Here is a 12,491-nt window from a genome sequence, read left to right as displayed (position 1 = left end):
GGGGTGTCGGGCGCCGCGTAGCGGAGCATAAAGGGCGCCAGCAGGCGGGCCTTCATGTGGCCGGACTGGCTGAGGTAGGCGTCGATCCCATGCCCTTCTTCGGGAGCGTTGCTGCGGCGGCCGAGGGCGGCGACCTTTTGCATGTCGTTCTCGCAGGCAGTGGCGAGCAGCCAGGCGGCCGCCAGGAAAATCGACATCCATTTGCTCAGCGGACCCGGCATCGGCGCGAAATTAGGGGTTATTCCAGAGACCCAGGGTATAAAGTCCGTTAAAGATCAGGTCGGGGTCAATGTGCACGCGCTCGCGCAGGTGGCTGGAAAAGAACGTAGTGTCTCCGCCCGTCAGGACAACCTCCAGGCCTTCGTAGCGTTCGCGGTACGCCGCGATGACGCCGTCCACCTCCTTGGCCATGCCGAGCAGCACGCCGCTGAGGATATTGGTGCGGGTATCCATGCCGATCAGCGGGTAGTTCCAGTCGGCTTCTATCAGCGGGAGCCTGGCGGTGAACTGGTGGAGGGATTTAAACCGCATTTCCATCCCTGGCGAAATGCTGCCGCCCAGGAACTCGGCATACTTGTCGATAAAGTTGCAGACGATCGCGGACCCGAGGGCTATGGCCAGGATATGTACGTCGGGGAAACGGGTAAGCGCGCCTACCATCATCGCCAACCGGTCGGCTCCGATGGTCTCCGGTTTGCCGACGGGCAGCTTCAGGGGCATGCGGCTCTGGTGGTTGACCAGGTGAAAGCGGGTGCGTTCGCGGAGGAGGACCTCAAGCCCGGCAGGGTGGTGGATCACCGACGCCAGCACCGAACCTTCCGGCCTGAACTCGTCCAATAAAGGGAGCACCGAAGCCGGCTGGTCGTCCGCCAGCACCCGGGTGGCGTGGAGCTTGCCGTCGATAAAGACGCCGCATTTTTGGCGGGTATTGCCGAAATCCAGACAAAGGACGGTACGCATAACTTAGAAATTGAATCCGGGCAACTGCTTAAAATGCCCATTGAGCTTGATCTTATCCTTGAGCGCCTCCATCTCCGCCAGCAGCGGCAACACTTTACCAAGATGACGCTTTATGTATTCCTGCCGCTGGATTTCCCGGGGCAGCTGGAGGAACTCGTATTCCTCTTCGAGCGAAAAACCGACGTGGTGCGCGATGTCGTAGGTGACGAGGTGGAGGTCCTCCTTGGTGAATTTCTTTTGCACCTTCAGCAGGTCGTGTAGCTCGCGGATGCTGCGGACCAACGCCTGCATCAGCTGACGGTTGCCGTCAAACTGGTTTTCCTGGTAGTTGACGATAGCCCCGCTGTAGAGCTTGTCGGGGATGTCTTTTACCAGCTCCAGCATCCGGAAGACGGAATCGCCTTCGGCGGTGATGTCCATTTCGCCCGAATCGTAGACCTTGACGATGTCCTTTACCATGACGGTCGTCCCGAACTCCGACACCTTGTCCGTAATGACGGTGGGAATACCGAATCGCTTTCGCTCTTCAAAACATTCGTTAACCAGCTGCTTGTAACGTGGCTCGAATATGTGGAGGTTCAATTGCTCACCAGGGAAAACGACGATGGATAATGGAAATATGGGAACAAAATTCGTCATGTCACAAAGTTGTACTTTTTTTCGAGAAAACCCTATCTTGGCCGGGTATGCTGAAATTGTCGGTGGTGATCATCACCTATAACGAAGAACGCAATATAGGAAGATGTATCGATTCGGTACAGGCGGTCGCGGATGAAGTGGTCATACTGGATTCCCACTCACAGGACCGGACGACGGCTATCGCCAGTGAAAAGGGAGCGGTCGTGTATGAACAACCCTTTGCCGGGTACACCGAACAAAAAAACGCCGCCCTGGACCTGGCGACGCATCCGCTGGTCCTCAGCCTTGACGCCGACGAGGCGATAGACGAGAGGCTGGTAGCCTCCATAACGGAAGTAAAGAACAACGCAATAGCGGACGGTTACACTATGAACCGCTGTACAAGCTATTGCGGCCGCTTCATCCGCCACGGCAGCTGGTACCCCGACCGGAAATTAAGACTCTTCGATAAACGGAAAGCCCGGTGGACAGGCGAAAAGATCCATGAAAAAGTTGAGATCGCAGGAACTACGGGTCACTTGAAGGGCGACATCCTGCACTACTCCTACGACCGGCTGGACGAGCACGTCTCGCAAAACAACAAGTTCAGTACGCTGAGCGCAGAAGCCTATTTTGCGAAAGGCAAAAAATCAAGCTGGACAAAAATGCTGCTGAACCCTTTCTGGGCCTTTTTCCAGGGGTATATACTCAGGGCCGGCTTCCTGGACGGCTTCCTGGGACTGGTCATCGCCGCCAATGTGGCGCACCTGACCTTTATGAAATACTATAAGCTGTACGCGTTACAGAAGAGGATACCGGTATGAGGCCCGCCCAAGGGCCCCAGGTGTCATAATTTCCCAAAGGAGGCCCGCACGCGCTTCCAAGTCATCTTGAGCCGGTGCCCGCCGCCGGCAAGGACGTCCGTGGCGGCCCCGGTGAACGGCTGACCCCGCCTGAGCATCCGGCGGGTCAGGAACCCGGAGGTGATTCCCCATTTCCGCACGAAGGTTTTGTCCCCCTCATTGAGCGCCACCCGGCCGAGCGACTTGCTCATAAAATGATAGACCCGGCTTTTCGCCACACCCTTGTACAGGCGGACGCCCATGGTCCAAAGCTTCATCGAAAAATCGGGGTCGGAGTACAAGCCGGGGGAGAACTCGACGCTGTAGCCGCCTACCAGGTCCCATACGTCCTTGTGGACGATATTCGGAGGCCAGGTGGCGCCCATCCAGTCGTTTTGCGGCAGGGATTCATACCCGGCCAGCAAAGAAGCCTCCCGGAACTCCGCCACCGTGGAGCCGAAGTCCTGGACGATCACCGCGGGATTGCCGGTCGCGCGAGGTTCGATCATGGTCGACGACAAAAAGAACCAGGGATGGCCGATGGCGCGGACCTCGTCCATTAGCGCGGTGTCCCAACCCGGGCATACATACATATCGTCGTTGATGTACACGATGTATTCGCCCCGGGCCAACGACCGGGCGTGATTGAGCGCGTAGCAGACCCCGATGTTTTCAACGCTATGTGTATAGTCGATATCCGGCTGAGACTTAACCCATTCCAGCGTACCGTCGCGTCCATCGTTGACGTGCACGATGATCTGCAGCGGGACGACGGAATGCCGGCGTATGCTGTCGATGCATAAACGGAGGTATTCCAGGTTATTCCAGGAGGGGATGAGGAGGGAAAGCACGGCGCCGGTCGGGGGATCGACCCGCCTCGGGCGTATAAGCTCAGTGATTTGCATGTTCATTCTTCCACCAGCGGTACCCGAGAAAACCCATGATGCCCAGGGGCATGGCCATCAGGTAAAGTATGGCCGCATTGAGCGACCTGGCCGGTTTGTCGCCCAACTGCTGGGCCGTCCGCGTGCAGATGGAGCACTGGGCCTTCACGCTGGGCGTCGCCAGTCCGAGGCAGAGGACGAGCGCCAATGCCCGTATTTTCCTGGATGTGGACGTATTTGCCATATGGCAAAAGTACTAACTTTAACCCCTTAACCGCACAAACCTCATGAAGTTTTTGCCTGCTAACAAAACGCTTTTCGGGTTTTCTTTATCTATCATCCTCATCCTGTTCATCGGCGTTTCTTCTTACCTCACCATCCAGAAATACGACGACAACGCCAACTGGGTGAATCACACCTACGAAGTCCTCAATACGATCGACGACCTAGACCGGGCCGTCACCGCCGCCGAAAGCAATTCCCGGGCGTACGTCCTTTCCGGGGACGACCGTTACCTGGCGGTGTTCAACGAAAGTTCCCAACGCATCGAATACCTGCTGGACCATTTTGCCACCCAGACCCAGGACAACCCGGAACAAACGGCCCGGGCAGAAAAGGTCCGCGGGCTCATTGCCCAGCGAATGCAGGATTCCCGCCGGAAGAACCAGATCCGTCAGCGAGGTACGACCCAGGACGTGGTCAATCAAACGGACATGAGCGCAACCCGTTCGCTGACGGATGTGGTCAACAGCCTCCTGGACGACATGCGGAAGGAAGAGAGGAGCCTGCTGGTAAGACGGAATGCGGACATGGAGCGGAGCAAGCTCGCCACGACCATCGCGGACTATGGCGGTACCTTCATCACCCTGATCGTGGTGCTCGTCCTGCTGTGGTACATTACCCGGACATTCAACGAACGGGAGCAGGCCCGGGAATCGCTCCAGCAAACCAATGAATCCCTGGAAAGGGTCTCGGCGGAAAACGAACGCCGTAACTGGATCCTGACGGGCGCCTCGGACCTGACCGCCCAGGTGAGGGGCGACCTGAGCATGTCGGAGCTTTCCCAACAGGTCATCGCGGAAGTCTGTAACCGGGTAGGCGCCCAGATTGGCGCCCTTTATACCATAAACGAGTCTTCGGGCAAGCTGGAAATATCGGGTTCGTTTGCCTATCCCCTGCCCGAAGGGCCGGCTCCGTCCTTTGCTTTCAAAGAAGGGCTGGTGGGACAGGCCGCCTTTGAGAACCGGCCGTTATCCGTCACCGACGTACCCGAATCCTACTTTTATATCCGCTCGGGCCTGGGGGAAATGCGCCCGCGGAATGTATTGGTATGGCCGGTGGACCACGAAGACGGCGTGGTGAGCATACTGGAGCTGGGGAGCGCCGGGCCGATCGAAGGCCGGCGCCTGGATTATCTCCGGTTTGTTTCCAAGGACATCGGCGTAGCGGTGCAGATGGCGCATTCGCGTCACCGGATGAACGTGCTCAACGACCAGCTGCAAAAACAAGCCGAAGAACTCCAGCTTCAACAGGAAGAGCTCCAGGCCAATAACGAAGAGCTCGTTCGTCAGTCCGAGCAGCTCCAGAGCTCGGAGGAGGAATTGCGCGTACAACAAGAAGAGCTGATGCAGGCTAACCTCCAATTGGAAGAAAAGGCGCAGCAGCTCCGCGAAAACGTGGACGCGCTCGAAATGGCCCGGCTCGAGATCATGAACAAGGCGGAGGAGGTGGAACGGAACAGCCGTTACAAATCCGAGTTCCTGGCCAACATGAGCCACGAGCTCCGTACACCGTTGAACAGCATCCTGATCCTGGCCAAGCTGCTCTCCGAAAATAAGGACGCCAACCTCACCGACAAACAGGTCGAATACGCCAATGTCGTCTACAAATCGGGCCAGGACCTGCTGACCCTGATCAACGACGTGCTGGATCTTTCCAAGATCGAGGCCGGGCGGACGACCGTTTCCATCAACCCGGTTCCGGTAGCCCAGGTCCGTTCGGACCTCACATCCATGTTCCGCGAAGTCGCCGAAGCGGGCAAAATCCAATTCACCAGCCAGGTCGATCCGGCTTGCCCGAAAGAACTCTATACCGACAAGGACCGGCTGGAGCAAATCCTGCGCAACCTTTTGTCCAACGCCTTTAAATTCACGCATGAAGGCGGAAGGGTAAAACTCCAGGTGACCGCCGTCAATCCGCGCACGCTGTCGATCAAGAATGAACAGCTCATGGCCTCCGGCCAGATCCTGGCGTTCCAGGTCACCGACAACGGCATCGGTATCGCCCGCAACAAACAGGAGGTCATCTTCGAAGCGTTCCGGCAGGCGGACGGCTCCACCAACCGGAAATACGGAGGCACGGGTCTCGGGCTATCGATCAGCCGCCAGCTGGCCGCCATGCTGGGCGGCGAGATCAGGTTGGAGAGCACCGAGGGAGAAGGCAGCACCTTTACCCTTTATATGCCGATCGTCCATACGGCTCCGCTGGAAAACACGATCGAACAGGCGCCCGCGGCCTACGTGCCCGCCGAGCCCTTCCACGGCGAACGCCCCGCCAACCACGAAACGCTGCTCCGCTCGGGGAGGGTGTTGTTGATCGTCGAAGACGACGCCGTGTTTGGGTCGATACTGGAAGACTTCGCCCGTTCGCGGGGATACGAAGTAGTGCTCGCCACCCGGGGCGATGCAGCCCTCCACTATGCGAAGACCTACAGGCCGGTCGCCATGCTGCTGGACATCCAGCTCCCCGTCGTGGACGGATGGACGGTGCTCCGACGGCTGAAGGCGGACCCCGATACGCGCGGCATACCGGTACACGTCGTTTCGGGGAATGACAACCGGGAAAAAGGTCTCGAGCTCGGGGCCATCAACTTCGTCCACAAGCCCCTTGGCAAAGGCGACCTGGACGGCGTTTTCAGCGCCATCGCCCTGCACCGCAACCCGTCCATTAAAAAGGTGCTGATCGTGGAAGACGATACCATCCAGCAACAATACCTGGACCGCATCCTCCGGGAAAAAGAACGGGACATCGTGTTGGTGACCGCGGGGACCGGCGCCCAGGCGATCAAACGCGTCAGCGAGGACGTCTATGATTGTATCATCCTGGACCTGACCCTTCCGGACATGAGCGGGTTCAACCTGCTGGAGCACTTCCAGCAGGCGGGTCTGCCGGGGACGACCAAGGTCATCGTGCATACCAGCAAGGACCTCGACCGGGACGAGGAAATGCGGATCAGGCGCTTTACGGATACGATCGTGCTGAAAAGCGGCCGGTCGAACGAACGCCTGCTGGACGAGGTCGCGCTCTTCCTCCACAAGATAGAAGAGAAGACCGGTCAGGCCGCCAGCGCCTCCTGGAACAACCAGGACACGGATGACGTGCTGAGGGGGAAAAAGGTCCTGCTCGTCGACGACGACATGCGGAACGTCTTTGCCCTTTCTGCCACGCTCCAGGCGCACGGCCTGGAGGTCGTCGTTGCGGGCGACGGTAAAGAGGGCCTGGACAAGTTGACGGCCAACCCCGGCGTACAGATCGTGCTGATGGATATCATGATGCCCGAAATGGACGGATACGAGGCCATGCGACGTATCCGCGACAACCGGGCTTGGGAAAAACTGCCCATCATCGCTCTCACCGCCAAAGCCATGAAAGAAGACCGGGAAAAATGCATCGACGCGGGGGCGTCGGACTATATCACCAAACCCGTGGACATCGACCAGTTGCTGTCCCTGATGCGGGTCTGGCTTTATAACAGCTTGTAAGCCTATGGAAAAATTCGCCGAACTGCCGAACGAACACATGGATAAGATCCTGATCCTCGTGGACCGGCGATTCGGGTATGACTTCACAGGCTATGCCAGGGCGTCGATCCGCCGCAGGATCCTGGGCTTTATGGGCCGGTCGGGTATATATACCGCGTCCGAGCTGGAATACCACCTTCTGAACGATGAGACCTGCTTTCCCCGTTTCCTGCAATACGTGACGGTCAACGTGACCGAGATGTTCAGGGACCCCGGCTTTTATAAGGCGCTGAGGGAAAATGTGATCCCCCAGCTGGCATCCTATCCGTTCATCAAAATCTGGCATGCCGGTTGCTCCACCGGAGAGGAAGTTTATTCGATGGCAATCCTATTGCAGGAAGAAGGACTGCTCGAGCGCACAAAATTGTATGCCACGGATATCAACTCCTACGTATTGGGAAAGGCGAAACAAGGCATCTTTCCGCTCCGTTATATGCAGGATTATACCCGCAACTATCGGAACAGCGGTGGAAAAGAAGTATTTTCGAGTTACTATACCGCCAAGTACGACAATGTCCTTTTTGACGCGTCCCTCAAAAAGAATATGGTTTTCGCCCTGCACAACCTCACGGCTGACGGTAGTTTTAACGAGTTCAACCTGATCCTCTGCCGGAACGTAATGATCTATTTCGACCGGGCCTTCCAGCAAAAATGCGTGGACCTGTTTCGGCAGAGCCTCTGCTTGCTGGGCTACCTGGGGCTAGGGACCAAGGAATCGCTGGCCTTTAACGACAATGCCAGGGCTTTCGAGGCGGTGGACCAGCGGTGGCGGACGTACCGGCGGATCAAATGATAAATGCTATACCTATGGCGGACAGTCAGATCGAAGCAGTGTTCGTGGGAGGCTCGGCGGGCAGTTTCGAGCCCTTTGCGCGGTTGATGAAATCCGTGATGGGGAGCGACATGCCGCCCATCGTCGTGGTCTTCCACCTCATGCGGAACGTGGAAAACCGCGTAATAGACCTGCTGAAATTCAGGACCGGCCGCCAGGAAATCATGGAAGCGGAGGAAAAGAGCGCCCTCCGGCGGGGGTGGCTGTACGTGGCGCCCGCCAATTACCACCTCCTCATCGAAGACGACCGGACGTTCAGCCTGGACGTCTCCGACGCCGTCGAATTCAGCCGCCCCTCCATCGACGTCACTTTTGAAAGCGCCGCGCGGGTATACGGCCCCCGGCTGACCGGCGTCCTGCTCAGCGGGAGCAATTCGGACGGCTCCTTCGGGATGCGGTGTATCGAAAGCAACGGCGGCCAGGTCATCGTCCAGAACCCCGAAGAAGCTGAATTCAAAACAATGCCCGGTTCCTGCATCCGGTCACTGGAGCATCCTCGTATATATACCTTGAACCAGATCGAAGACTTCTTATCCGGCATCCGAGCATGAACAAACCACGAACCTTAAATATCCTATTGGTCGACGACCGCCCCGAGAACCTGTTGGTACTCGAAGAGCTGCTTGCGGGCGAAGGCCGCCGTTTCCTGCGCGCCACTTCCGGCCAGGAAGCCCTGCGCTATGTCCTGAAAGGCGCCATCGGGCTGATCCTCCTGGACGTACAAATGCCCGACATGGATGGCTTCGAAGTAGCCTCGCTGCTCAAAGGCAATCCCACCACCCGGGAAATACCCATCATCTTCATGACCGCGATTTCCAAGGAGGAGAAATACGCGCTCCAGGGTTATGTCGGCGGCGCCATCGACTATTTGTACAAACCGCTGAACGCGGACATTACCCGGGCGAAGATCCAGGTTTTCGAGGAGCTTTTCCACCGGCAGGAAGACCTCAAGGCCGCCAACGCCGAGCTGACCCGCGTGAACCTGCAGCTCGAAGACCTCAATACCCAGAAGAATTATCTCCTGGGTATGGCGGCGCACGACCTCCGCAACCCCATCGGCGCCATCGCCCAGCTCAGCCAAATCCTGCTGACCGCCGGCGCCGTCACCAATGAGCAGTCCCGCTTCCTGACCGCCATCCGGGAGTCCAGCGACTATATTCTGCGCATTATCGAAGACCTGCTCGACGTCTCCAAGATCGAGTCGGGGAAGATGTCGCTGGACATACAACCTACGGATGTCCGCGCCCTGTTGGCCCGGAGCCTGTCGATCCACCGCCTGATTGCCGACAAGAAGGATATCCGCATAGAGCTCACCGAAAACCTGCATACGGCGTATCTGTATATGGACGCCATCAAGATCGAGCAGGTCCTGGGCAACCTGCTGTCCAATGCCATCAAGTTCTCCCCCCGCGGGACCGCCATCGTCGTCTACTCCCAGGAGCAAAACGACCAGCTGGTCATCTCCGTCCGCGACCAGGGTCCCGGTATTCCCGCCGACGAGCAGCACAAGCTTTTCAAAGGATTCCAAACCACGTCCGTCCGTCCCACCGAGGGAGAAAAAAGCACCGGTCTCGGGCTCCTCATCTGCGCCAAGATCGTCCAGGCCCACGGCGGCGCCATCCACGTTCAAAGCGCCCCCGGCGCCGGCTCGACCTTTTGGTTCACTATTCCGGTCACCATGGCAGAGAGTGCGCTCGGTGGCGATTTGCCCCGCATCCGCGAATCGGCACCTTTCGGGTTGGCGTCAGGGACGCCCGCCGCGTCCACGCTTTCGGCGGCCGGACTTTCCGCGTCTCCGCCCGGTCACCCGCGTATCATCGCCGCGGGCAAAACCATCCTCGTCGTCGAAGACGACAAAGTCGCCCAGCTCGTCGTCAAAAAGGTCCTCGGCCGCATGGGTTACCAGGCCGTGGTCACCGATGGGGCCGAGGAAGCGCTCGAGCTCCTGGGCACCACCGACGTAGGTATGGTTTTTATGGACGTCCACCTCCCCGGTATCAGCGGCATCGAAGCGACCCGCCGCATCCGGGCCCTGACCGATCCACGGAAACAGAACGTACCCGTCGTGGGGCTCACCGCCTCCCGGGCCGAAGAAGAAATCGAGGAATGTCTTCGCGCCGGTATGAACATATGCATCAAAAAGCCGGTAATGGTAGCGGAGCTCATGAAGACGCTGGAGACGCCGTAATTCCCCTTTTTTAAAAAATAATGGCGTGGTTATAGGGAGAAGCACCCTGCTCGAGTGCTTTTATTCTATAATTATAAAATATACAAATGATCGCTGCTGAAGATGCGTTTTTCTTCAGGGGAGGTAAAGTATTGGATGAGCAGGCCCTGAGTTACCTTTTTGACAACCATTTCCCGTTACTCACCGGTTACGCCAAAGGAATCATCGGAGACTATGAAGCGTCGAGGGACCTCGTTACCGAAGCCTTTATGCTCCTGTGGGACAGACGACACCGCTTCGACAACCTCGCGGCGGCCAAATCGTACCTTCTGAAATGCACCCACCACAAATGTCTGAATTACCTCAGACGCGAAAAGCTCCGTCAGGCGTACATCGATCAGATAAGGAAGGAGGCATTGGCGCAAATCGACGCCGACAACATCGCCCGAAAGGAAACCGAATCGAATGAATTCTACGCGTTGCTGCTGGCCGTCGAGCAGCTCCCGGAAAAGTGCAAGGAAGTCATGAAGCTGGCCTTGTCGGGCATGGATACGCGGGAAATCGCCACCCGGATGAACATCTCCATAAAGACTGTCCAAAATACACGCTGGCGGGCCGTCAAGCGGTTGCGCAAGCAGCTGGGCAAAAGCGGTCTTCCACTGGCTATGCTGGTGGTCCTGCTCAGGTTTTTGAAAAAGTTCATTTGAACATTGTCCCAAAGACCCGGTCCCAAAAGGACGTGCTTACCCCGAAACCCTGCTCCTCATTCTTATAGTGGTGGAGGTGGTGGTTGCGCCAGAGGGGTTTCATCCATTTGAAGGGCGGGTTCCAGGCGTGGATGGCGTAGTGCATGCTGCCATATAGCAAATAACCCAGCAGGAATCCCGGGAAAAAAGGGAAAACGTAGTGTTGGAGGATCAGGTACTGTAGGCAGAAAATCGTGGCGGCCAGCAGGAGGCTGGGGACGGGGGGCATGAAAAGCCGCTCCTTGTCCCTGGGGAACTCATGGTGGTTACCGTGCATGATATAGATAAACTTGCGGACCCTCGGGTGTTCGCTGACGAAATGGAAGGCGAAACGGTGCATGAGGTATTCGAAAAAGGTCCAGAATAACATAGCGAACGCAAAGATGCCCACGGTAGTTCCCCAGCTGAAGCCGGCCCGGTAATGGCTATAATATACCATAAAAGAGATGAGGGGGAGGTACATACCCCATATGACGAGGGGGTGGGTTTTGGTGAGCACCTCCAGGTACTGGTTTTGAAAAAGGCGAGCCTGCCCCTTGTTATGGATCTTATCAAACTTCATTCCGGCCAGCTTTATAATAATGACAAAGTTAGGAAGAATATTGTGTTACTTTGGACCTGCAAAAATCGACCCGATGCATCTTGCGACTTATATCAAGGACGGCCACGAACAGGCCGCGCTCCTGGTGGACGGCTGGCTGTACGATATGGACGGCCTGCACCCCGAACTACCCAATACCGTGTCCATGCTGCTGCAATACTGGGATGAGTATTTCCCGGTACTCCAGGGGGCGCCGATCATGATCCGGGAGGGGAAGATCAGCCAGCGGAACGCGATCAAGCTCGACGAAGCCGTACTGACGGCGCCGGTTCCCCACCCTACCTCGTGCCGGGACGGGTATGCCTTCCGTCAGCACGTGGAGGCGGCCCGCCGGAACCGGAAGGTTCCCATGATCCCCGAGTTCGATCAGTACCCGATCTTTTATTACACCAACCATAATGCCATTCTCGGTCCCGGCGACATTCCCTGCATGCCGGACCACTTCGACAAGCTCGATTTCGAGCTGGAGTGCGCCATCGTCATATGCAAGGAGGGCCGGAACATCCGGGCCGCGGAAGCCGATCAATACATCGGCGGTTTCATGATCATGAACGACATGAGCGCCCGGACGCTACAAATGGAGGAAATGCTCCTCAACCTCGGTCCCGCCAAGGGGAAGGACTTCGCCACGGTGATCGGTCCGGTGCTGGTGACGCCGGATGAACTGGAGGAAAGGCTCGTACCGCCCCCGCCCGGTCATACCGGCAACGCCTACGACCTGACCATGACCTGCCGGGTCAATGGCGTCGAAGTAAGCCGCGGGAACCTGAAGGATATGGCCTGGACCTTTGCCGAGATCATCGAACGCGCCAGCTATGGCGTCACCCTGTATCCCGGGGACGTGATCGGGAGCGGGACCGTGGGCACCGGTTGTCTCCTGGAGATCAACGGCACCGGTAAGCTGCAGGACCCCGGTTATGCGGAGCAATGGCTACAGGAGGGCGACGTGGTGGAAATGGACATCGACGACCTCGGTACCCTGCGCAACACCATTACCCGCGAAGAAGACGACTTTTCCCTGCTGGCGATAAAAAAATAACG

The 12,491-nt window shown here is 57.6% G+C and carries 13 protein-coding genes; 7 read left to right on the top strand and 6 right to left on the bottom strand.

What is annotated here, in order from left to right; genetic code table 11:
- The 3 genes from VL547_RS18045 to VL547_RS18035 form a co-directional block, all read right to left on the bottom strand.
- Positions 1–221, bottom strand: a 221-nt coding sequence (locus VL547_RS18045) for a hypothetical protein (RefSeq protein ID WP_414648344.1), incomplete at its 3' end; no start/stop codon positions are given.
- 10 nt (positions 222–231) lie between these two features.
- Positions 232–960: a type III pantothenate kinase gene (locus VL547_RS18040; protein WP_325580475.1), complete on the bottom strand. Its 729-nt coding sequence runs from the start codon at positions 958–960 to the stop codon at positions 232–234.
- 3 nt (positions 961–963) lie between these two features.
- Positions 964–1,599 carry an LON peptidase substrate-binding domain-containing protein gene (locus VL547_RS18035; RefSeq protein WP_325580472.1) on the bottom strand — a complete coding sequence of 212 codons (636 nt, stop codon included), beginning with the start codon at positions 1,597–1,599 and terminating at the stop codon, positions 964–966.
- 47 nt (positions 1,600–1,646) lie between these two features.
- Here VL547_RS18035 and VL547_RS18030 point away from each other — a divergent pair, with 47 nt between their 5' ends.
- A complete protein-coding gene (locus VL547_RS18030) occupies positions 1,647–2,402 on the top strand; it encodes a glycosyltransferase family 2 protein (protein WP_325580470.1) in 756 nt (251 codons plus the stop codon).
- 23 nt (positions 2,403–2,425) lie between these two features.
- On the opposite strand, the gene VL547_RS18025 is transcribed toward VL547_RS18030, so the two are convergent.
- Both VL547_RS18025 and VL547_RS18020 read right to left on the bottom strand, forming a co-directional pair.
- The gene (locus VL547_RS18025) at positions 2,426–3,325 is read right to left on the bottom strand and encodes a glycosyltransferase family 2 protein (RefSeq protein WP_325580468.1); all 900 of its coding nucleotides are present in this window, start codon (positions 3,323–3,325) and stop codon (positions 2,426–2,428) included.
- Positions 3,312–3,548, bottom strand: a complete 237-nt coding sequence (locus VL547_RS18020; protein ID WP_325580465.1) for a hypothetical protein — start codon at positions 3,546–3,548, stop codon at positions 3,312–3,314. The genes VL547_RS18025 and VL547_RS18020 overlap by 14 nt, the downstream gene beginning before the upstream one ends.
- Before the next feature lie 43 nt (positions 3,549–3,591).
- Here VL547_RS18020 and VL547_RS18015 point away from each other — a divergent pair, with 43 nt between their 5' ends.
- The 5 genes from VL547_RS18015 to VL547_RS17995 all read left to right on the top strand — a co-directional run bounded on the left by VL547_RS18015 (position 3,592) and on the right by VL547_RS17995 (position 10,810).
- Complete coding sequence (locus tag VL547_RS18015) at positions 3,592–7,065, top strand: response regulator (RefSeq protein WP_325580463.1); 3,474 nt, start codon at positions 3,592–3,594, stop codon at positions 7,063–7,065.
- A 4-nt stretch (positions 7,066–7,069) separates the two neighbouring features.
- On the top strand, positions 7,070–7,897 hold the full coding sequence (locus VL547_RS18010; protein WP_325580461.1) for a CheR family methyltransferase: 828 nt from the start codon (positions 7,070–7,072) through the stop codon (positions 7,895–7,897).
- A 14-nt stretch (positions 7,898–7,911) separates the two neighbouring features.
- Positions 7,912–8,487, top strand: a complete 576-nt coding sequence (locus VL547_RS18005; protein WP_325580459.1) for a chemotaxis protein CheB — start codon at positions 7,912–7,914, stop codon at positions 8,485–8,487.
- On the top strand, positions 8,484–10,124 hold the full coding sequence (locus tag VL547_RS18000) for a hybrid sensor histidine kinase/response regulator (RefSeq protein WP_325580457.1): 1,641 nt from the start codon (positions 8,484–8,486) through the stop codon (positions 10,122–10,124). The genes VL547_RS18005 and VL547_RS18000 overlap by 4 nt, the downstream gene beginning before the upstream one ends.
- Before the next feature lie 86 nt (positions 10,125–10,210).
- A complete protein-coding gene (locus VL547_RS17995) occupies positions 10,211–10,810 on the top strand; it encodes an RNA polymerase sigma-70 factor (protein WP_325580455.1) in 600 nt (199 codons plus the stop codon).
- Here VL547_RS17995 and VL547_RS17990 read toward each other — a convergent pair.
- Positions 10,803–11,411 carry a sterol desaturase family protein gene (locus VL547_RS17990; protein ID WP_325580453.1) on the bottom strand — a complete coding sequence of 203 codons (609 nt, stop codon included), beginning with the start codon at positions 11,409–11,411 and terminating at the stop codon, positions 10,803–10,805. The two genes, VL547_RS17995 and VL547_RS17990, sit on opposite strands and share 8 nt — an antisense overlap.
- Before the next feature lie 73 nt (positions 11,412–11,484).
- Between VL547_RS17990 and VL547_RS17985 the strand changes: the two genes are divergently transcribed.
- The gene (locus tag VL547_RS17985; RefSeq protein ID WP_325580450.1) at positions 11,485–12,489 is read left to right on the top strand and encodes a fumarylacetoacetate hydrolase family protein; all 1,005 of its coding nucleotides are present in this window, start codon (positions 11,485–11,487) and stop codon (positions 12,487–12,489) included.
- Positions 12,490–12,491: the final 2 nt, after the last annotated feature.

This window comes from Dinghuibacter sp. (assembly GCF_035492835.1).
Taxonomy (GTDB): domain Bacteria; phylum Bacteroidota; class Bacteroidia; order Chitinophagales; family Chitinophagaceae; genus Dinghuibacter.
The sequence above is the reverse complement of the archived record's forward strand: the minus strand, read 5'-3'. Positions and strand labels throughout refer to the sequence as shown.